The sequence below is a fragment of the Variovorax sp. GW821-FHT06D12 genome (assembly GCF_059419205.1).
Genome location: NZ_JBWKRI010000006.1, coordinates 37211 through 57845, shown reverse-complemented (window position 1 = coordinate 57845; position 20635 = coordinate 37211). Strand labels below are relative to the sequence as shown.

General features: G+C 70.0%; 21 protein-coding genes. 11 read left to right on the top strand and 10 right to left on the bottom strand.

All coding sequences use genetic code 11. The features are described 5' to 3' along the window. Window positions 1-6: 6 nt before the first annotated feature. The 4 genes from AC07SQ_RS19205 to AC07SQ_RS19190 all read left to right on the top strand — a co-directional run bounded on the left by AC07SQ_RS19205 (window position 7) and on the right by AC07SQ_RS19190 (window position 2801). Complete coding sequence (locus tag AC07SQ_RS19205; protein ID WP_495272541.1) at window positions 7-1245, top strand: CaiB/BaiF CoA transferase family protein; 1239 nt, start codon at window positions 7-9, stop codon at window positions 1243-1245. Window positions 1246-1258: 13 nt separating this feature from the next. Continuing rightward, window positions 1259-1717 (top strand): VOC family protein, encoded by a 459-nt coding sequence (locus tag AC07SQ_RS19200; protein ID WP_495272540.1) that lies wholly within the window; start codon window positions 1259-1261, stop codon window positions 1715-1717. 87 nt (window positions 1718-1804) lie between these two features. Beyond that, window positions 1805-2380, top strand: coding sequence for a hypothetical protein (locus AC07SQ_RS19195; protein ID WP_495272539.1), 576 nt, complete (start codon window positions 1805-1807; stop codon window positions 2378-2380). Between the two features lie 13 nt (window positions 2381-2393). Next, entirely contained in the window at window positions 2394-2801 is a 408-nt protein-coding gene (locus tag AC07SQ_RS19190) for a hypothetical protein (RefSeq protein ID WP_495272538.1), read from the top strand. Here the strand turns inward: AC07SQ_RS19190 and AC07SQ_RS19185 are convergent. Further along, window positions 2798-3256, bottom strand: coding sequence for a CopD family protein (locus tag AC07SQ_RS19185; RefSeq protein ID WP_369645803.1), 459 nt, complete (start codon window positions 3254-3256; stop codon window positions 2798-2800). The genes AC07SQ_RS19190 and AC07SQ_RS19185 overlap by 4 nt on opposite strands. Window positions 3257-3312: 56 nt before the next feature. Beyond that, on the bottom strand, window positions 3313-4290 hold the full coding sequence (locus AC07SQ_RS19180) for a LysR family transcriptional regulator (protein WP_495272537.1): 978 nt from the start codon (window positions 4288-4290) through the stop codon (window positions 3313-3315). 112 nt (window positions 4291-4402) lie between these two features. Here AC07SQ_RS19180 and AC07SQ_RS19175 point away from each other — a divergent pair, with 112 nt between their 5' ends. The 6 genes from AC07SQ_RS19175 (at window position 4403) to AC07SQ_RS19150 (ending at window position 11002) form a co-directional block, all read left to right on the top strand. Further along, window positions 4403-5752 carry a DUF3100 domain-containing protein gene (locus AC07SQ_RS19175; RefSeq protein WP_495272536.1) on the top strand — a complete coding sequence of 450 codons (1350 nt, stop codon included), beginning with the start codon at window positions 4403-4405 and terminating at the stop codon, window positions 5750-5752. Between the two features lie 25 nt (window positions 5753-5777). Beyond that, window positions 5778-6947 (top strand): M20 aminoacylase family protein, encoded by a 1170-nt coding sequence (locus tag AC07SQ_RS19170; protein ID WP_495272535.1) that lies wholly within the window; start codon window positions 5778-5780, stop codon window positions 6945-6947. A gap of 4 nt (window positions 6948-6951) precedes the next feature. After that, on the top strand, window positions 6952-8337 hold the full coding sequence (locus AC07SQ_RS19165; RefSeq protein ID WP_495272741.1) for an L-serine ammonia-lyase: 1386 nt from the start codon (window positions 6952-6954) through the stop codon (window positions 8335-8337). A gap of 115 nt (window positions 8338-8452) precedes the next feature. Next, a complete protein-coding gene (locus AC07SQ_RS19160; RefSeq protein ID WP_495272534.1) occupies window positions 8453-9550 on the top strand; it encodes a serine hydrolase domain-containing protein in 1098 nt (365 codons plus the stop codon). 25 nt (window positions 9551-9575) lie between these two features. Next, on the top strand, window positions 9576-10406 hold the full coding sequence (locus tag AC07SQ_RS19155) for an isocitrate lyase/PEP mutase family protein (protein WP_495272533.1): 831 nt from the start codon (window positions 9576-9578) through the stop codon (window positions 10404-10406). Window positions 10407-10417: 11 nt separating this feature from the next. Further along, window positions 10418-11002: a uracil-DNA glycosylase family protein gene (locus AC07SQ_RS19150; RefSeq protein WP_495272532.1), complete on the top strand. Its 585-nt coding sequence runs from the start codon at window positions 10418-10420 to the stop codon at window positions 11000-11002. On the opposite strand, the gene AC07SQ_RS19145 is transcribed toward AC07SQ_RS19150, so the two are convergent. Beyond that, window positions 10983-12647, bottom strand: a complete 1665-nt coding sequence (locus AC07SQ_RS19145; protein ID WP_495272531.1) for a hypothetical protein — start codon at window positions 12645-12647, stop codon at window positions 10983-10985. The two genes, AC07SQ_RS19150 and AC07SQ_RS19145, sit on opposite strands and share 20 nt — an antisense overlap. A 64-nt stretch (window positions 12648-12711) precedes the next feature. Beyond that, on the bottom strand, window positions 12712-12906 hold the full coding sequence (locus tag AC07SQ_RS19140; RefSeq protein WP_495272530.1) for a YjiS-like domain-containing protein: 195 nt from the start codon (window positions 12904-12906) through the stop codon (window positions 12712-12714). A 90-nt stretch (window positions 12907-12996) separates the two neighbouring features. Here AC07SQ_RS19140 and AC07SQ_RS19135 point away from each other — a divergent pair, with 90 nt between their 5' ends. Next, window positions 12997-13887, top strand: coding sequence for a LysR family transcriptional regulator (locus AC07SQ_RS19135; RefSeq protein WP_070061367.1), 891 nt, complete (start codon window positions 12997-12999; stop codon window positions 13885-13887). A 6-nt stretch (window positions 13888-13893) separates the two neighbouring features. Here the strand turns inward: AC07SQ_RS19135 and AC07SQ_RS19130 are convergent, their stop codons facing one another. The 6 genes from AC07SQ_RS19130 to AC07SQ_RS19105 form a co-directional block, all read right to left on the bottom strand. Continuing rightward, window positions 13894-14547, bottom strand: coding sequence for an ANTAR domain-containing response regulator (locus AC07SQ_RS19130; protein ID WP_095948498.1), 654 nt, complete (start codon window positions 14545-14547; stop codon window positions 13894-13896). Window positions 14548-14871: 324 nt separating this feature from the next. Continuing rightward, window positions 14872-16026 carry a transporter substrate-binding domain-containing protein gene (locus tag AC07SQ_RS19125; RefSeq protein ID WP_062470403.1) on the bottom strand — a complete coding sequence of 385 codons (1155 nt, stop codon included), beginning with the start codon at window positions 16024-16026 and terminating at the stop codon, window positions 14872-14874. A 66-nt stretch (window positions 16027-16092) separates the two neighbouring features. Beyond that, window positions 16093-17727, bottom strand: coding sequence for a nitric oxide reductase activation protein NorD (locus AC07SQ_RS19120; protein WP_495272529.1), 1635 nt, complete (start codon window positions 17725-17727; stop codon window positions 16093-16095). After that, the gene (locus tag AC07SQ_RS19115; RefSeq protein ID WP_495272528.1) at window positions 17724-18542 is read right to left on the bottom strand and encodes a CbbQ/NirQ/NorQ/GpvN family protein; all 819 of its coding nucleotides are present in this window, start codon (window positions 18540-18542) and stop codon (window positions 17724-17726) included. The genes AC07SQ_RS19120 and AC07SQ_RS19115 overlap by 4 nt, the downstream gene beginning before the upstream one ends. Further along, a complete protein-coding gene (locus AC07SQ_RS19110; RefSeq protein ID WP_495272527.1) occupies window positions 18539-19549 on the bottom strand; it encodes an alpha/beta fold hydrolase in 1011 nt (336 codons plus the stop codon). The genes AC07SQ_RS19115 and AC07SQ_RS19110 overlap by 4 nt, the downstream gene beginning before the upstream one ends. Window positions 19550-19560: 11 nt before the next feature. Then, window positions 19561-20598, bottom strand: a complete 1038-nt coding sequence (locus AC07SQ_RS19105; protein ID WP_070061362.1) for an aliphatic amidase — start codon at window positions 20596-20598, stop codon at window positions 19561-19563. Window positions 20599-20635 lie beyond the last annotated feature (37 nt).

The window sequence follows — 20635 nt, the reverse complement described above, 5'->3', positions numbered from 1 at the left end:
GAACGCATGAGCACCAAGCCCGCAGCACTCGACGGCATCAAGGTCCTCGATCTGTCCCGCGTGCTCGCGGGCCCGTGGTGCACGCAGATCCTCGCGGACCTGGGCGCCGATGTCGTCAAGATCGAACGCCCCGGCGTCGGCGACGACACGCGCACCTGGGGTCCGCCCTTCGTGAAGGACGCGAACGGCCACGACACCGACCAGGCCAGCTACTTCACCTCCTGCAACCGCAACAAGCGTTCGGTCACCATCGACATGGCCACGCCCGAAGGGCAGGCGCTGCTGCAGCAGATGGCGGCGCAGGCCGACATCGTGGTCGAAAACTTCAAGACCGGCGGCCTGAAGCAGTACGGCCTCGACCAGGAAAGCCTGCGCGCGACCAACCCGCGCCTGATCTATTGCAGCGTGACCGGCTTCGGCCACGACGGCCCCTACGCCGAGCGCGCGGGCTACGACCTGATGATCCAGGCCATGACCGGCATGATGAGCATCACCGGCCGCCCCGACGGCGAACCCGGCGGTGGCCCGCTGCGCGTGGGCGTGGCGCTCACCGACCTGTTCACGGGCGTGTACGCAAGCACCGCCATCCTCGCGGCGCTGCAGGTGCGCGACCGCACCGGCGAAGGCCAGCACATCGACATGGCGCTGCTCGACGTGGGCATGGCCATCCTCGCCAACCAGGCGAGCGCTTTTCTCAACACCGGCAAGGCGCCGGGCCGCCAGGGCAACACGCACCCGAGCCTCGCGCCTTACCAGGACTTTCCGACGCAGGACGGCGCGATGCTGCTGGCCATCGGCAACAACGGCCAGTTCGCGCGTTTCTGCGAAGCCGCCGGCCACGCCGGGTGGGCCGCCGACGAACGCTTTGCGACCAACACGCTGCGCGTGAAACACCGCGGCGTGCTGATCCCGATGATGGAAGAGCTCACGCGCACCCGCACCACCGCCGACTGGGTTGCGCTGCTCGAAGACAAGGCCGTGCCCTGCGGTCCCATCAACGACATCGCGCAGGCCTTCGATGACGCGCAGGTCCAGGCGCGCGGCCTGGCCGTCACGCTGCCGCGCGATGCAGGCGACGGCATCGCCAGCATCACCGGCGTGGCGAGCCCGTTGCGCCTCACGGCCACGCCGCCCGTGCTGCGCCGCGCACCGCCCGCGCTCGGACAGCACACGCAGGAGGTGCTGGCCGAAATGGGCGTCGACGCCTCGCGCTTCGAGGCATTGCGCGCGGCCGGGGTGCTCTGACACACTGGCGGGCATGACGCGCCCGCCTGCTTCGTCCCCTGTTGCTTCCGCAGCCGATGCGGCCCCGTTCGCGGTGCTGCGCATCGACCACGTCGTGCTGCGCGTGCGCGACGCCGCGCGGTCCATGGCCTTCTATTGCGAGGTGCTCGGCTGCACGCTCGAGAAGCGCCGCGACGACCTCGGCCTCGTGCACCTGCGCGCCGGCAGCAGCCTCATCGACCTCGTCACGCACGACGGCAAGCTGGGCCGCCAGGGCGGCGCGCTGGCCGGGCGCGAGGGCCGCAACGTCGATCACCTGTGTTTGCGCATCGAGCCTTTCGACGAGGCCGCGATCCGCGCGCGCATGGCGCGGCACGGCGTGCCGGTGCAGGGCGAGGTGCAGAACAACTTCGGAGCCGAGGGCAGTGGTCCTTCGATCTACATCGAAGATCCCGATGGCAACGGCGTCGAGCTGAAGGGCCCCGCGGCCTAGACTCTGCGGCGCATTGCGCAAGCCGCTGCTGACGCAGAATCGGCGCGCGCCACCTGGCGCGGAACAAATCATTCAGGGGGATTCCACATGACCGAACATCCGTTCGCCGCGCGCGTTGCCGCGCGGCTTCTTGCACTCGCGGGCGCCGCCTCGCTGCTGGCCGCCTGCGGCACGCGCCAGCCCGCCGCACCCGAACCCCCGCCGCCCGAGGCCACGGCGCGCAACAGCGTGGTCATGGCGCCCGTGGCCTACGGCACCACTGCCAAGGGCGTCGCGCTGTCGAAGGCGGATGATTCGTGCGACGTGCCGGCCTCGCTGCGCCAGGCCGTGCAGGACCAGCTGCTCGCGCCCTACGAGTTCCTGCTCGCACCGCCGCTGCCCGCCCATGCGCAGGGCGTGCCCGTGCTGAAGCTGGAAATCACCGACCTGCTCGCGAACGCGGGCGGCCTCTACGGCGGCCCCAAGATCGTCCAGCTGCGCGGCACGCTGGAGCGCGACGGCGCGGCGCCCGCCAAGTTCACGGCGCAGCGCCAGATGTTCATCTACTTCGGCATGCCGCGCAGCACCTGCAGCATGGTCGGTGTCGTCACCTACAAGCTGGGCGAAGACATCGCGCAGTGGCTGCAGAAGCCGGTGGACGGCGCGGTGCTGGGCGAACGCTGAGGGCCGTCGGCCGATGACTGAAACGGTCAAGGTCGAGGCCGTCGCGGTACCCACTGCATTCGATGGCGAAGGCACCTGGGAGATCGTGCGTGTCGACTATGCGGTGAAGCAACTCACGGTCGTCGCCCAGGACGCAACAAGCGACGCGTCTCTCCGGGTCCGCTTCGACGATGTGGTGGCCTACCGCGTCATGGACGAGCGCGATCTCGGCGAGTACTGGCCCGCGTGCTCCTTGCCGAACGGCTGGGTGTTCTCCATTCAGTCGGGTGGCTGGCTGTCGCAGGAGTCGGCGCGGCCCGGCAGCTGTGTCGGGCTGTTCTACGGCGATGTGCACGAATACCTGGTGGCCGGATTCACCGATTGCGTTTCCGTGCTTTGCACGGGCGAGCCGCAGGTCGAATTCGACCGCGGCAACGGCTAGCCGCCGCGCCCCATCACCGCCACCGCGAACACCACCACGCCCAGCGCGAGGTTCAGCGTCACCAGCTGGCGCACGGTGTTCAGCCGCGCGGCCGCCACGGGCCAGGCGTTGTCGTCCACCGCGCGGCGCAGCGCGCGGAACACCGAGGCGCGGATGTAGACATAGACCGCCGCCATCACGAGCGCGATGCCCATCATGGCCTCGACGCGCCAGTGCACGGCGCGAAAGCCACCGGTCGCGAGGATCATCGCGAAGCCGCTCACGAACAGCAGCGTGACCGACGCGTCCACTCCGATGAAGAAACGCCGCAGCGTCGCGGCCATCATGCGCAGGCGCAGCGGCGGCTCCAGCGTGGCGACGGCGGCGGGGCGCACGGCGAAGTGCATGACGGCCATGCCGCCGACCCAGAAGGCGGCGCACAGCAGGTGAATGAAGAGGGGAGCGAGGTAGGACATGGGCTCCGATCAGAACACCGAACCGTGCGCGCACGCAACGCAAGCCCCCATGCCCTTCAACCCGTCGCGCCGCGCCCGCGCGTGCTCGCACGGGGCTTGCCGATGCCCGTGCCCGCGATCGAATCGGCATAGCGCTTCATGTCCGCCACCACCTGGCGCAGCAGCGTCGCCGCGGCCGGCGGCAGCAGGCGGCCGTGGCGCGACACGATGTGCGAGCGCCCCTGCGACAGCAGCGGGTTCTTCATTGGCAGCTCGACCAGCGACGGGTGGTCGGCATTGGGCGTGAGCGAGATGCGCGTGCCCAGCGTGTAGCCCAGGCCTGCCGACACGAAGTGGCCCAACGCGCTGAACGAGGTGGTGGTCAGCAGTGCGGGCAGCCGCACGCCCTCACTGATCTCGGCCGCCTCAATGTGCTGGCGCACGCCGAAGTTGCGGTGCAGCGTGGCGCCGGGGTAGGGCAGCAGGTCGGCCAGCTTCAGCGGGCGATCGAGCTGCGCGAGCGGGTGCGAGCCCAGCACCATGGCCTGGATCGGCTGCGCGTGCGACTGGTGCGAGGTGAGCCGCTCGTCCTTCGGCGGCTGGAACAGCATGCCGATGTGGGCGCGCTCCTCGATCACGCGGCGCACGATCTCGTCGGTGCTGGCCACGTCCAGGTTCACCGTGATCTTCGGGTGGCTGGCCATGAAGATGCGCAGGCTGTGCCGCATGAGCCAGTCGACATAGCCTTCGCCGGCCACGATGTCGATGTGGCCGCTCTCGATCTTGCGGATGCTGTCCATCTGCGCCAGCAGGTGCTGCTTCTGCCCCTGCTGCCTTCGCACGTAGCTGGCCAGCAGCTGGCCCGCGTCGGTGGGCACCACGCCGCGTCCGTGGCGCTCCAGCAGCGGCAGGCCGCATTCGGTTTCGAGGATGCCGATGGCGCGGCTCACGGCCGACGGGTCCATGTCGAGCACGTCGGCCGCGCCGCGCACCGAGCCGCTGTCGAGCACCTGCATGAAGTAGCGCACCCGGCGGGTGTCGAGCTTGTCGTCCATGGCGGTCGTCTCCGAGTGTTGCATTCAATGCAACGAATATCCTTATTTGCGGTCATTGATGCAAGAGGCTCGCCGCCTGAAACTCGCCGGCACCCCTCGAAAACGCCCACCCATGACCTCCGCTGCCTCCACGATTGCAGCCGTAGCGCCTTCCAGCGCCGCCGGCAAATTCAAGCTCCTCGTCGTCACCCTGGTCCTCGTGGCCGTGGCCGAACTCATCGGCCCGACGCAGTTCAGCGTCGGCCCCGGCAAGGTGGTGCTGCTGCCGATGCTGTGGGCACTGCTCATGGCCGCCGCCTGGGGCATCGCACACCGGCGCGTGCCGGGCGTGGTGCGCGTGGCCACGGCGCAGCAGTCGCTGGCCGGCGGCCTGCTCAACGCGGGCCTGCTGCTGTTCGTGGTGAAGCTGGGCCTCACGGTCGGCGCCGCGCTGCCGCAGGTGAAGCAGGCCGGCTGGGCGCTGCTGTTCCAGGAGTTCGGCCATGCGCTGGGCACCCTGGCGCTGGGCCTGCCGCTGGCGCTGCTGCTGGGCATCAAGCGCGAGGCCGTGGGCGCCACCTTCTCGGTGGGCCGCGAGGGCAACCTCGTGATCATCGGCGAGAAGTACGGCATGGCCTCGCCCGAAGGCCGCGGCGTGCTGGCCGAGTACATCACCGGCACCGTGCTGGGCGCGCTCTTCATCGCGGTGCTGGCGGGCTTCATCGCCAGCCTGCACATCTTCGACCCGCGCTCGCTGGCCATGGGCGCCGGCGTGGGCTCGGGCAGCCTGATGGCGGCGGCGCTGGGCGCCATCGCCGCGCAGAGCCCGCCCGAGATGCTGCCGCAACTCACGGCGATTGCCGCCGCGTCGAACCTGCTGACCACCGTGGCCGGCTTCTACTTCACGCTGTTCCTGTCGCTGCCGTTGTGCTCGTGGCTCTACGGCAAGCTGGAGCCGGTGCTGGGCCGCTTCTCGAAGCATGGCGCACAACAAGGCGCCGCCGTGGACGCGGGCGCGAACGTCTCGAGCGCCGACGTGGCCCACGCCGCGCCGACCTCGCTGCGCGACACGCTGCTGGCCTGGCTGGTGGTGGGCGGCGGCGTGCTCATCGGCAATGCCGTGACCTACAAAGTGCCGGTGCTGGTGTCGCTCGAAGGCGTGCTCGCCGTGGTGGCGATTGCCGGCGCCGTCGAAGCCATCAAGCGCTTCGTGCCGCGCCTGCCGATGGTGCTGGTGCTCTCGGTGGTGGCCACCGTGGTCGGCATCCCGGGCCTGTTCCCGTTCTCCGACGCGCTGATCGCGATCACCGCCAAGCTCAACTTCCTGGCCTTCACCACGCCGGTGCTGGCGCTGGCCGGCTTCTCGGTCGCGAAAGACCTGCCCGTGTTCCGCCGCCTCGGCTGGCGCATCGTGGTGGTGTCGCTCACCGCCACCGCCGGCACCTTCCTCGGCGCGACATTGATCGCCGAGTTCTTCCACTGATTTCATCCCACGAGAGATTCACGCCATGTACCGCGACCCCGAGATTGCCGAAGACACCCGTGCCCGCATGCTCAGCTGGCGCCGCGACATCCACGCCAACCCCGAGACCGCCTTCGAAGAGCACCGCACCGCCAACGTGGTGGCCAATGCGCTGATGCTCATGGGCCTGCCCGTGCACCGCGGCCTGGCCGGCACCGGCGTGGTCGGCACGCTGAAGAACGGCGAGGGCCCCAGCATCGCGCTGCGCGCCGACCTCGACGCGCTCAACATGCAGGAGCTGGGCACGCAGGCCCATGCCTCGAAGTGCGCCGGCAAGATGCACGCCTGCGGCCACGACGGCCACACGGCCATGCTGCTGGGCGCGGCCGAGCACCTGTCGCGCCACAAGCCCTTCCAGGGCACGGTGCACTTCGTGTTCCAGCCTGCCGAAGAAAACGAAGGCGGCGGCCGCGTGATGGTGGAAGAGGGCCTGTTCGACCAGTTCCCGGCCGACGCCGTCTACGGCATGCACAACTTCCCGAGCCTGCCGCGCGGGCGCTTCGCGATCCGCAAGGGCACCATGACGGCCTTTCTCGACACCTTCGAGATCGTCATCACCGGCAAGGGCGCCCACGGCGCCATGCCCGAGACCGGCATCGACTCGGTGGTGATCTCGGCCCAGCTCATCAACGCGCTGCAGACCATCGTGAGCCGGCGCACCGGCGCCACCGACGCGGCCGTGGTCAGCGTCACGCAGATCCACGGCGGCGACACCTGGAACGTCATTCCCGAAACCGTGGTGCTGCGCGGCACCGTGCGCACGCTCGACGCCGCCATCCAGGACAAGACCCAGGCGGCGATGCAGCAGATCTGCGACGGCGTGGCCGCCACGCATGGCGCCAAGGTGGCGCTGGAGTACCGCCGCGGCTACCCCGGCGTGGTCAACACGCCGGCCGAGACCGACGCGGCCATCGCGGCGGCGGCCAGCCTGGTCGAGCTCGAGCAGGTGCACACCGACATCCCGCCGGCCATGGGCTCGGAAGACTTCGCCTTCATGCTGCAGAAGCGCCCCGGCGCCTACATCGGCATCGGCGCGGGCGAGGGCCCGAACGACCCGAACGTGCACAACCCGTACTACGACTTCAACGACAACATCCTGCCGCTCGGTGCGGCCTACTGGGTGGCGCTGGTCAAACAGCAGCTTCCGGTCGCATGATGCGCTGATGCTCTCCGCCTTCGACATCTTCAAGATCGGCATCGGGCCGTCCAGTTCGCACACCGTCGGGCCGATGCGCGCCGCGCTGCTGTTCGCGCAATCGCTCGAACGGCGCGGCCTGCTCGCGCAGGTGGCGCGCCTGCACGTCGACCTGTTCGGCTCGCTCGGCGCCACCGGCCACGGCCACGCGACCGACCAGGGCGTGATCCTGGGCCTCTTCGGCGACGCGCCCGACACCGTGCGACCCGAGACCGTGCAGCCGCGCCTCGACGCGCTGCGCCGCAGCGGCCAGCTTGCGCTACTGGGCACCACGCCCATCGCCTTCGACCGCGTGCGCGACATCGCCTTTCGCGGCGAAGAGTCGCTGCCCGAGCACCCGAACGCGATGCGCTTCACGGCTTTCGCGGCCGACGGCGCCGTGCTGGCCGAAGGCACCTACTTCTCGGTCGGCGGCGGCTTCGTCGTCGAGGGCGGGCAGGCGGTGGCGCAAACGGCCGCCGCGGCGGCGGCCGTGCCGCATCCCTTCACCACCGGCGACGAACTCATGGCGCAGTGCCATGCGCACGGCATCTCCGTGGCCACCCTGGTGCTGCGCAACGAATGCGTGTGGCGGCCCGAGGCCGAGGTGCGCGCGGGCCTGCTGCGCATCTGGGGCGTGATGCAGCAGTGCGTGCAGCGCGGCTTCGGCATCGACAACCCGCTGGCCGCGCAGGCGCTGCCCGGCCCGCTGCGCATGCGCCGCCGCGCGCCCGAGCTGCACCGCGAGCTGCTGGCGCAGGCCGGCGCCGCCGATCCGCTCGCGGCCATGGACTGGGTCAACGCCTTCGCGATGGCGGTGAACGAGGAGAACGCGGCCGGCGGCCGTGTCGTCACCGCGCCCACCAACGGCGCGGCCGGCGTGGTGCCCGCCGTGATGCACTACTACCAGCGCTTCGTGCCGCAGGCCAGCGACGACGGCATCGTCGACTTCCTGCTCACGGCCGCGGCCATCGGCATGCTCTACAAGACCAACGCCTCCATCTCGGGCGCCGAGGTCGGCTGCCAGGGCGAGGTCGGCGTGGCCTGCTCGATGGCGGCGGGTGCGCTCGCCGCCGTGCTCGGCGCCACGCCCGCGCAGGTCGAGAACGCGGCCGAGATCGGCATGGAGCACAACCTGGGCCTGACCTGCGACCCGGTCGGCGGCATGGTGCAGATCCCCTGCGTGGAACGCAACGCGATGGGCGCCGTGAAGGCCATCAACGCCTCGCGCATGGCGCTGCGCGGCGACGGCAGCCACTACGTCTCGCTCGACGCCGTGATCCGCACCATGAAGCAGACCGGCGAGGACATGAAGTCCACGTACAAGGAGACCTCGCTGGGGGGGCTTGCGGTGAACGTGGTGGAGTGCTGAGGCAGCAAGGCTGGCGTCGCTGCGTCAGAATGCGAGGCTCGTCGCGCCGGGCCCCGCAGCCCCCAGGTTCCCACGTCGTTTCCAAGGCGCACGACTTTCAGGAGTCGAGATGCCCATGGCCGGTCTTCCGCGCAGTTTCTTGCCCGGCGTGTTGCGCACCGCGCTGTCTGCCGTGCTGCTGCTGTGCGCCGCGCACGCCGTGCCCGCGGCCGGTGTGTTCCCCGCCGCGCAGTGGGCCATCCCGAGCGTGGCTGAACCGAGCCACTGGTCCGAAGCGAAGCTCAAGGTGGCCGATGCGTTTGCCGCATCGATCAAGTCCGACGCCTACCTCGTGATCGACAAGGGCGTGCTCGTGCATGCCTACGGCGACATCGACAAGCCGATGAACCTGGCCTCGGTGCGCAAGAGCGTGCAGAGCGTGCTCTACGGCATTCACGTCGGCCGCGGCGAGATCGACCTGGACCAGACGCTGGGCCAGCTCGGCATCGGCGACAAGGACGGGCTCAGCGACACCGAACGCACGGCCACCGTGCGGCAGCTGCTGCAGCTGCGCTCGGGTGTCTACCATCCGGCCGCCTACGAGACCGCCCAGGCCAAGGCCGAGCGACCGGCCCGGGGCAGCCATGCGCCGGGCGAGTTCTGGTACTACAACAACTGGGACGCCAACGTGCTGGGCACCATCTTCGAACGCCGCACCGGACGCAGCGTCTTCGAGGCGCTGAAGACCGACCTGGCCGAGCCGTTGCAGTTCCAGGATTTCCGCTACTCGCAGGACACCGAGTCCCGGCTCGAACGCAGCTCCGAGCACCCGGCCCAAGTGATGCATCTGTCGGCGCGCGACCTGGCCCGCATCGGCCTGCTGATGGCGCGCGATGGCATGTGGCACGACAAGCGCATCGTCCCGGCCGGCTGGGTGACCGAAAGCACCACCTCGTACACGACCGTCGGACCCGGCTGGAGCGGCTATGGCTATCTGTGGTGGGTGCCGCTCAAGGGCTTTCCGTTCTGGCAGCGCGGGCCTAACCAGTTGCTCCTGGCCGTGGGTGCCGGCGGCCAGTTCATGATGGTCGATCGCAAGCGCGACCTCGTCGTGGTGCACCGTGTCGACAACAGCAAGGGCTGGTTCCAACGCAGCGAGGTCCGCACCGACCAGTTCGCCGTGCTCGCGGCACACATCCTCGCGGCTGCACCGGTGGCCGCAACCCCTCCCTGAACCCCGAAGGAAAGATGAGGCTCTCATGACCCGCTCCATCGCGCAGAAGCGCGCCGACTTTCGCGCGCTTCATACCCAAGGCTGCTTCGTCATTCCCAACCCCTGGGACACCGGCAGCGCGCGCTACCTCGAAGGCCTGGGCTACCAGGCGCTGGCCACCACCAGCTCGGGCTTCGCGTGGTCGCAGGGCCATGCCGACGGCGCCCTATCGCGCGACCAGATCCTCGCGCACCTGCGTGAACTCGTGGCCGCCACCGACCTGCCGGTGAACGCCGACTTCGAGAACGGCTTCGCCACCGACGCGCAGGGCGTGGCCGAGAGCGTGCGCCTCGCGGTCGAGACCGGCGTGGCGGGCCTGTCGATCGAGGACTCGACGGGCAACCCCGACGATCCGCTGTTCCCCATCGACGTCGCGGTCGAGCGCCTGCGCGCCGCGCGCCGGGCCATCGACGCGGCGGGCGGCGACGCGCTGCTCGTGGGCCGCGCCGAGAATTTCTTTGCCAACCGCCCTGACCTGGACGACGCCATCGCGCGCCTGCGTGCGTACGCCGAGGCCGGCGCCGACTGCCTCTACGCGCCCGGCATCAAGACGCGCGAGCAGATCGCGGCCGTGGTGGCCGCCGTCGCGCCCAAGCCGGTCAACCTGCTGGTCGGCGCGACCAGCGAGCTCACGATGGCGGACATCGCCGCGCTCGGCGTACGCCGCGTGAGCGTGGGCGGCGGCATGGCGCGCGCGGCCTGGGGCGGCTTCATCCGCGCCGCGCGCACGCTGGCCGAGCAGGGCCGCTTCGACGGCTTTGCCGATGCCACGCCGGGCACCGAGCTGAACGCCTTCTTCCGTCCGTTCGCCGACTAGTTTTCAGCACCGTGGATGCGCTGCTCGCCGACATCCGCGCCTGCCGCGCATGCGAGGCGCACCTGCCGCTCGGGCCGCGCCCGATCGTGCAGGCCAGTGCGAGCGCGCGGCTGCTGATCGTCGGCCAGGCGCCCAGCCTCACGGTGCACCAGACCGGCGTGCCGTGGAACGACAAGAGCGGCGACCAGCTGCGCCGCTGGCTCGGCATCGACCGCGAGCTGTTCTACGACGCGACGCGCATCGCGATCGTGCCGATGGGCTATTGCTACCCAGGGCGCGGCAAGAGCGGCGACCTGCCGCCGCGCAAGGAGTGCGCGCCGCTCTGGCACGACCGCCTGCTGGCGCAGATGCCACACATCGCGCTGACCTTGCTCATCGGCCAGTACGCGCAGCGCCACTTCCTTGGCAAGACCGCGCGTGGCGGCGTGACCGAAACCGTCGAGGCCTTTGCGGACTACGCACCGCGCTTCGTTCCGCTGCCGCATCCGTCGCCGCGCAACACCGCGTGGTTCCAGCACCACCCGTGGTTCGAGCGCGAGGTGCTGCCGGTGCTGCGCGAGCGCGTGCAGCAGGCGCTCAGTGCGCCTTCTTCCTAGGGGCCGACGGCCGCCGCGGTGGTTTCGCTTCGAGCACCAGCTCGGCCGGCAGCGCATCGTTCCACGACTCGGTGAAGTAGGCGCGGTCGCTCGGCACCAGCTGCGGCAGCACCTCGCGCAGCAGGCCCAGCGAGTGCTCGGCCGCCTTCAGGTCGCCTGCATGCGCCGCGTACCACGCGTGCTCGAACAGCAAGCTGCCCTGCTGCAGGCCGGGATAGCGGCGTCGCCCAGCCTGGTGGTCGGCCAGCCGCGCCTGCGCCACGTCGACCCAGCGTGCGGGCCAGTTCGCGATGTCGAAGGCGTCGGCGAGCGGGCCCGCGAGCTTCGAGATCGCGGCCGGGTCGAGCGGCTTCTGTGCGCGGAACTGCGCGAGCGTGGGTTGCGTCTCTGGTTTGCAGTGGCCGCGCGCGATGCGCATCAGGTAGATCGCGTTCCATGCCGAGCGGCCCTGGCCGTCGGTGTGGCCGCACAGCCATTCGCTGAAGGCGATCCATTGCACTGCGCGGCGCGTGGTGTCGGCCCGGTGACCGTCGTGTGCGAGCGCCGGCAGGTCGCCCAGGCCCACGCGGTCGAACAGCCATGCGGCCATGCCCATGTTGGCCGCCACGTGCTGCGCCGCATCGAAGGAGTGCGATTCGAAAGCCGCGGCCAGCGCTTCGCCGAAGCGCTGCAGCGACTCTTCGGCCAGCGCGGCGGCAGCCGGGCGGTCGTCGGCGGCCAGTGCGAGGGCGCGCGAGCGGCAGGCCAGGGCCCACAGGTTGCACCACTCGAAGCGCACGTCGGGGTGGTGGCGCAGCACCAGCGCGCGCGCCGGGTCCTCGGCCATGCCGCCCAGCAGCGACTGCGCCAGCGGCAGGTCGCGCGCGGTGTAGGCGCACCAGGCCGAGACGATGCACTCCATCGCGCCCAGGTAGTCGTTGCCCGCCACGTGGTGCGCGAGCCGCTGCTTCTTGAGCGCCTGCAGCCGCCGGCGCGCCTGCTCGTTGTCGCCGAGCCGGCGCCACAGCATGGCCTCGTTGAGCGTGACCAGCGCGCGCTGGAAGTCGCTCGCGGCCAGCGTGCCGGCCAGGCGGATGGCTTCGAGCGCGCTGCCGCCGGTTCCGCCTGCCACCGGCGACATCAGCCGGCCCTGCCGCGCAGCCTGCTGCGAGGCGACCAGCTGTTTCCAGAAGGCGGCGTCCTGCAGGTGCACGGCGTCGGGCGGCGTGATCGCGCCGGCGGCCTGCGCCTTGCGCGAACGCAGGCCGAGGAACGACGCCACCTCGGCGGCGGTGGCCGGGCGGTTGTCCACGAGCAGGCGCAGGCGCTTGGCCTGCGCGGCCGGCAGCCAGAACGGACCTTGGCTGCGCCGCTCGGCGTTGAGAAAGCGCGGCTCGCGCTGCAGGTCTTCGCCCCAGCCGACCTCCAGGCCCCAGGCCTTGAAGTCGCGGAACGCGCGGCTCACGACCATGCGCAGCGTGCTGGCGTCGGACACCTCGCCGCGCAGGTCGGCCAGCCGCACGACGCCGCTGTCGCCGCCGCGGGCATGGGCGTGCTGCATGCGCACCAGCAGCCACAGCGACTGGAAGGCCGCGCGCCGTCCGTCGACGGACTGCGGCGAGGTGAGTTCGATGGAAAGAAGGGCGGGGGAGGCGGTGGAGGGCACGCCCCGGATTGAACCTCAAATCGCCCGCGGCTTCCTGAAGAAGCCGCAGGCGGGGCCGGGCGGGTCAGTAGCGGTTGCGGTCGACCAGCTCGGGCACTTCGCTGCGGCCGATGCCCAGGTCGCGCAGGTCGTGGTCGCTCATGCCGGCCAGCAGTTGCACGTCGTCGCGGGCGCGGCGGCGTGTCACGGCGCGGCGGCGCCAGTCGTGCAGGGCGTGCAGCAGGCGTTGATGAAAAGACGGTGGCTTCGTCGCGGTCACGGTGGGCTCCTGGTAGGGGAGCGCTCATCTTCCGGCGGCGCGTGCTATTGTGGAAGTTGAGATTTCTGACACCTTCAATCAGTATTCCTGATGCGACAGCTCAACCTCGACCAACTGCGCACGCTCATCGCCATTGCCGACCTGGGCACCTTCTCGGCGGCGGCGCAGGCGCTGCACCTGGCGCAGCCCACCGTGAGCCTGCACATCAGCGAGCTCGAATCGCGCCTGGGCGCGCAGCTGGTGGTGCGCGGCAACCGCCGCGTCACGCCCACCGCGGCCGGCGCGGCGCTGGTCGAGCGCGGGCGCAAGCTGCTGCGCGACACCGACGAGGCGGTGGAGGCCGTCAAGCGCCAGGCCGAGGGCCGCACGGGCCGCGTGCGGCTGGGCACCTCCACCGGCGTGGTGGTCGACCTGCTGCCGCAGGTGCTCGAGGCGCTGGGCGTGGGCCATGCGGGCATCGACGTCGAGGTGAGCATCCTCGGCTCGGCCGAGGCGATGGCGCGGCTGGCGGCGGGCACGCTCGACATCGGCCTGGTGGCGATGCCGCAGCCGCTGCAGCGCGAGCTGGTGGTCACGCCGTGGCGCACGCAGCCCATGATGGCCTTCGTGCCGCCGCGCTGGAAGGCGCCCAAGCGCGCCACGCCGGCCTGGCTGGCGACGCAGCCGCTGATCTTCAACGACGCGACCACGCACATGTACCGGCTGTCGATGGAGTGGTTTGCCGCGGCCGGCTTTGCGCCGCGCGCGCGCATCGAGCTCAACTACGACGCGGCGATCCGCAGCCTGGTGGCGGCGGGCTACGGCGCGGCACTGTTGCCGCTGCAGCAGACCACCGACGCGGCGCTCAACGAGCGCATGCAGATCGTGCCGGTCACGCCCAAGCTCACGCGCCGCCTGGGCATCGCGCACCGCCCGCACGCCACGCTCGACGGCGCCACGCAGAGCGTGCTGAAGGTGCTGACGGCGTTTCGCCAGCTCTGAGCGCGTTCAGCCCGGCCCGGGCTTGGGGCCGCGCGTGCCCAGCGAGAGGATCTCGTTGGCGTTGACGATGGCCGCGGCAATGTCTTCCATTGTGGTGCGCTTGCTCATGGCCTGTTCGCGGATCAGGTCGTGGGCCTGGCCTTCGGACACGTCGTGCGTCTTCATGAGGATGCTCTTGGCCTCGGCCAGCTGGCGCACGCCGAGCAGCTTGGCTTCGGTCTTGCGCAGGCGCCGCGCGAGCGAGCGGCTTTCCTTGTGCGCCTCGCGCGCGACCACCAGCGCCGACAGCAGGCCGAACGAGCGCACCGGCGACGGCAGCACGGCCTTGGCGCGGATCTCGAGCACGGCCTCGACGATGGTCGGGTTCTCGTAGGTCACGACGGCGATGACGGCGGGGGCGTCCTCGCTCTGGGTCCATTCGAAGCGCAGGTTGATGAAGTCGGGCTGCACGGCCATGAAGGCCACGTCGATGCCTTCGGGCAGGTGCTGCACGGGCGGCCAGAAGGCCTGCACCTGGCAGCCGATGCGCTGCAGTTGCTGGGTGAGCTGCCGGCCGTCTGCGTCGTCGGGGTGGATCACCGCGATCTTCAGCAGCCGCAGCTCCTTGAGCTGCGGTGGCGTCACCCGCAGGGTGTGTCGCTTGGGGGCTGTGCTGTCCACGGTCAGGGCTTTCTCTCGGCGCTGTTGTCCGGGGCGTGTGCACAGGCCACCGGGTACTTCCCTCCGCGAATGTCCCCCGGCCTGCGGCCTCCTCCTTGATTTCGCTGCGGGAAGCACCCGGTGTCCTGCGCACGATGGGCGCGGTCGCGGTGCGGGCCGATCAACGACCGCACGGCCCAACGCTCACGTCGATGGGGTGCCTTGCGCAGCGAAATCAAGGAGGAGGGCGAAGCCCGGGGGACATTCGCGGAGCAAGGTACCCCGTCGGCGGGAGTGCGCCCTGAAGCATTTTCTGCAACGCGGAAAAAGCAGCGCGACCTCATCCTAGAGCTCCAGCGCATCGAGCCGCGCCGTCCAGTCGCCCAGCGAGTGCGTGACGAGGTACGGGTCCGGGTACACCGGGCGCGTCGCCTGGCGCACGATGGTGAACTGCCCGTGCGCGTCGACGCGGCCGATGCGTGGGTACAGGCAGGTGTGGTGGTTGGTCGGGTCGATCTTCACGCGGCCCTGCGGTGCATCGAACTCGCTGCCCAGGATGTGCGGCAGGATCTCCGCGATGCCGTCCGTGCCCGCCTGCCGGAAGGCGTTGGCGAAGATGTGCATCTGGAAGTACGAGGCCTCCCAGCACAGGTTGGGCACGCAGCCGTCGCCGAAGCGCGCGCGCAGCCGCGCCAGGCAGCGCTGGTTGGCGGGCGAATCGATCGACTGGAAATACGGCGCCGCTGTGAAATGGCCCGTGGCCACGCCGGGGCCCATCTGCGAAATCTCGGCCTCCGAGGTCGTGAGGCTCGAGATGGGCATCGTCTTCGGGTCGAAGCCCGCTTCGGCATACGCGCGGTAGAGGCTGGCGGTGGAGTCGCCCACCACCGTCGAGAAGATGAAGTCGGGCCGCTTGTCGCGGATGTCGTCCATGATCGCGCGGTAGTCCTTTTCGGTGGCGTCCAGCGCCACGTAGCGCTCGCCGAGCTTTTCGCTGCCGGGGCGCTGCATCACCAGCTCGCCCATGATGCGGTTCGACTCGTAGGGGTAGATGTAGTCGGAGCCGATCAGGTACACGCGCGCGCCGAAGTTCGTGGTCATGAACTCGGCCAGCTGCACGCTGTTCTGGTTGGGCGCCGCGCCGGTGTAGATCACGTTGCCCGAGTACTCGAAGCCTTCGTACAGCGTGGGGTAGAACAGCAGCTTGTTCCACTTCTCGATCACCGGGATCACGGCCTTGCGGCTGCTCGACATGTAGCAGCCGAAGAGCACGTTCACGCGGTCCTGCACGATCAGCCGCTCGGCCAGCTGGGCGTAGCGCACGGGGTTCGATTGCGGGTCGTAGCGCACGGCCACGAGTTCGCGGCCGTCGACGCCGCCGGCCGCGTTGATCTCCTCGATGGCCAGCAGCGCGCCCTGCAGCTGCGACAGGCCGATGGTCGAGGTGACGCCGGTCTCGGAATACAGAATGCCGACGCGAAGAGGGTCCCTGTCAGCCACTGGGGTGTCTCCTGGATGTGTGGGCCCTCATTGTGTGCTCCTCCCTGGCTTTCTTCATTCGGTCGGTCAATGGGCGGCGGCCAGCCGCGTGCTCATGCGGGCCAGCCGCGCGGGCAGGCTGCGCGCGTCGTCGGCGATGCAATAGTTGCGCCAGCCGAAGATGCGCCGCACGTACGCGTCGGCCGTGCTGTCCACCGCGATGCAGGCGCTGCGCACGCCGGCGTCGCGCGCCTCGGCCACGGCCTGGCGGGCGTCTTCGATCAGGTACGTCGGGTCGTGCACGTCGATGTCCGAGGGCGCGCCGTCGGTCACCAGCAGGATCGCGCGCGGCCCGGCCGGCTCGGCCTGCAGGTGCGAGGCCGCATGGCGCAGCGCGGCGCCCATGCGCGTCGAGTAGCGCCCGCGCACCGCGCCGATCATGGCGCGCGAGGGCGCGGCCAGCGGCTGGCCGAACTCGAGCAGGCGGTAGTAGTACACCTCGGCGCGCGTGTTCGACGAGAAGCCGTGGATGGCGAGCCGGTCGATGCCGCGCGCGTTCGAGGCGGCGAGCAGCAGCGCGGCCTGCTTCTCCAGGTCGAGCAGCGAAACGGCGCCATCGCCGTGGCCCGCGTCGTTGGCCGACTCGGAGAGGTCGAGCAGCACCAGCACGCTCGACGGGCGCGGCCCCTTGCCGGGGCGCATGAACAGCCGCGCATCGGGCCGCAGGCGCAGGCGGCGATCGACCAGCACCTCGATGGCCGCGTTGAGGTCGATGTCGTCGCCTTCCCACTGCCGGCGCAGGCGGTGCGTGCGGTCGAGGTGGCGTGCGCGGGGCAGGGCGAGCGGCACGATGCGCTCGCCGCCAGCCGCTCCCGAAGTGCCCGCCGCGCCCAGGCCCTGCCACGCGGGCAGCTTCTCGATCACCGTGCACCAGTCGGGTCGCAGGCGCTCCTGCGTGCGGTCCCATTCGGGGTAGGTGTAGCGGCCGACTTCCATGTCGGCGATGCCTTCGGGTGGCGCTTCGTTGCCTTCGTTCGGTGCATCGGAAGGTGGCGGTGGCCGCACGCCCGTCTGCTGCAGCGCGATGGCGTCGTCGGGCGGCGTCTCGGCCTCGCCGAAATCCCACAGGTAGCTGTTGTCGTCGCGCCAGGGCGCGGGCACGGCGTAGTCCTGCGGCTCGAAGCGCACGCGCATCTGGCCCAGGTCGTTGGCGAGGATCGAGGCGACGGCGCGGAAGGCGTCATAGTCTTCCAGCCCCGCGCGCGAGACGGTCTCGTCGAACAGGCGGTGCGCCTTGTTCACCCAGTGGTTGTCATCCTGCGCTTCGGGAAGCAGCAGCACGCGGTCCATGCGTGCGACCAGCGCGGCAAAGCGCAGGTCGAGCGGATCGGGCGCGGGCGGCAGCGCGGCGACGAACCAGCCGTGCAGGCCGGGAAAGTCGCGGCACAGCAGCCGCTCGACGCGCGCGTCTTCAAGGGCCGAGACCACGGCGATGCCCATCGGCTTGAGCGTGCGCGCCGGCCGCGCAGGCGTCGAGTGGCGCAGGTGCGCGACCGCATGCGCCACCATCGCGCGGTGCAGGGGCTGGGCCTCGTCGCCCTCGGGCAGCAGCAGCCGGCGCCCCGTGAGCACCGCGCGTGCGCCGGCCAGCGGCTGCACGTCGACATCGACGCCGGCCAGCCCGCGCGCCAGCAGCGAGAGGGCGCCGTGCCCGTCGTTCATCCGAACTGCGCCTCGACAAAGCCCTGCAGCGCGCTCGCCATGTCGGGGTCGTCGGTGAGGGCGCGCGTCATCGTCATGTCGCAGCTGTCGCGCGGCGACACGCCGTCGCGGATGAGCACGCCCGCGTAGATCAGCATGCGCGTCGACACGCCCTCGTCGAGCCCGCGGTGCTTGAGTTCGCGCGAGCAGTGCGCAATGGTGACCAGCTTCGCGGCGAGTTCGATGTCGACACCGGCCTCGTGCGCGACGATCTCCGCTTCGAGTGCGCCGTCGGGGTAGTCGAATTCCAGCGCCGCGAAGCGCTGGCGCGTCGAAGGCTTCATGTCCTTGGCGCTGCTCTGGTAGCCGGGGTTGTACGACACGACCAGCTGGAAGTCGGGGTGCGCGTGCACCAGCTCGCCCTTTTTGTCCAGCGGCAGGATGCGGCGCGCGTCGGTCAGCGGGTGGATCACCACGGTGGTGTCCTGCCGCGCCTCGACCACCTCGTCGAGGTAGCAGATGCCGCCGTGGCGCACCGCGAGCGTCAGCGGCCCGTCGTGCCAGGCCGTGCCGTTCGCGTCGAGCAGGTAGCGCCCCACGAGGTCCGACGCCGTCATGTCCTCGTTGCAGGCCAGCGTGACCAGCGGACGCCCGAGCGACCACGCCATGTGCTCCACGAAGCGCGTCTTGCCGCAGCCCGTCGGGCCTTTCAGGATCAGCGGCATGCGGTGGCGGTACGCGTGCCGGTACAGCGCCACCTCGTGGCCGGCGGGCCGGTAGAAGGGCTCGGTCTCGATGCGGTAGGCGGCGAGCGGATCGTGCACGGGAGCGTTCATGGCGTGGCGAGCAGTTCCTGCAGGGCGTTGTCGATGAAGCGGGTGTCGACCGGGCTGCTGCCGCCGCCCGCGAAGTGGCCCCACACGCCGGGGATCGGGCGGCACTCGGCGTTCGGCATGTGCGACACCTCCCACGCGTTGTCGGCCACGGGAAAGTACAGGTCGCGCTCGGCCGGCATCACGATCGCGCGCGCCTGGATGGCGCCCAGCGCTTTCTTGAAGTCGCCCTTGAACACCGGGTTGTCGCTGATGTCGCCGTGCTGCCACGACCACAGCATCGCCAGCAGGTTGTTGGCGTCCTTCTTCAGGAAGAAGCCTTCCCAGTAGCCGACCAGGAAATCTTCGAGCGAGCTGAAGCCCAGCTCGCGCCACAGCTGCTGCATGTAGAAGGGCTGAGACAGGCCCCAGCCCGCGTACACGCGGCCCACCGCGCGCAAGCCCTTGCTCGGCGGCGTGGTGTACCAGCCGCCGTTCCACGCCACGTCGGCCGTGAGCGCGGCCTTCACGCCTTCGAGGAACACGATGTTGTGCGGTGCCGTCTTCGCCGAGCCGCAGAAGGGCGCGATGCGCTTCACCATCTCGGGGTAGAGGCACCCCCACTGGTTGGTCTGCTGCGCGCCCATCGACCATCCCACCACCAGCGCGAGCTGTTCGATGCCGAACTGCTCGGTCACCAGCCGGTGCTGCAGCGTCACGTTGTCGTAGAGCGTGACGTTCGGAAAGCGCGCCAGGTTGTAGGGCTCGGGCGTGTTGCTCGGCGAGGACGACAGCCCGTTGCCCAGCATGTTGGGCACGATGATGAAGTACTTCGCCGGGTCCAGCGCCATGCCGGGGCCGATGAGCCATTCGTTGTCGGTGTGCTGGCCCGAGTACCAGGTCGGGTAGACGATGGCGTTGCTCTTCTGTGCGTTGAGCGTGCCGTAGGTCTTGTAGGCGAGCTTCGCGCCGCGCAGGGTGGCCCCCCGCTGCAGCGCGACATCGCCGAGTTCGAAGATGTCGTGGTCCATGGGGCGGCGCTTCAGCGGTGCTTGGCCGGTTCGTTCGGAATGCCTTCGATCGGGCACTCGGGCGTGCCGACGGTGGTGCGCGTGAACGACTCCACCATCTCGCGCGTGCCCTCGGGGTCGTTGATCCACTGCGTGTAGAAGTTGTAGGGGCAGGCCGCCACGCCCTTGTCGCCGTCGCCGGAGTTGATGGTGCCGGTGTAGCCGCGGTGCACGAGCTTGAACAGGTGGTTCTGCGACTGGCCGTTCTTGCGCGCGTCGCGGATCAGGCCCATCGACAGCTCGGCGTAGTTGATGCCCATCTCTTCCTCGCCGCATTCGCCGAGCGTGCGGCCGTCGAAGCCGATGAGCGCGGAGTGGCCGAAGTACGAGTACACGCCGTCGAAGCCGGCCGCGTTGGCCACCGCCACGTAGGTGTTGTTCATGAAGGCCATGGCCTTCGACACCATGATCTGCTGCTCCTTGGCCGGGTACATGTAGCCCTGGCAGCGGATGATGAGTTCGGCCCCGCGCATCGCGCAGTCGCGCCAGATCTCGGGGTAGTTGCCGTCGTCGCAGATGATGAGGCTCATCTTCATGCCCTTGGGGCCTTCGCTCACGTAGGTGCAGTCGCCCGGGTACCAGCCCTCGATGGGCACCCACGGCATGATCTTGCGGTACTTCTGGACGATCTCGCCCTGGTTGTTCATGAGGATCAGCGTGTTGTAGGGCGCCTTGTTCGGATGCTCCTCGTGGCGCTCGCCGGTGAGCGAGAACACGCCCCACACGTTGGCGCGGCGGCAGGCGTCCGCGAAGATCGCGGTCTCCTCGCCGGGGATGGCCGAGGCGGTGTCGTACATCTCCTTGGCGTCGTACATGATCCCGTGCGTGGAGTACTCGGGAAAGATCACCAGGTCCATGCCCGGCAGGCCTTTCTTCATGCCGACCAGCATCTCGCCGATCTTGCGTGCGTTGTCCAGCACCTCGGCCTTGGTGTGCAGGCGGGGCATCTTGTAGTTGACGACCGCGACGCCCACGCAATCGTTGCTGCTCGAAATATCACCATGTCTCATGACGCTGCTCCTGAAGGGTGGTTGAAGGAAAAAAGAG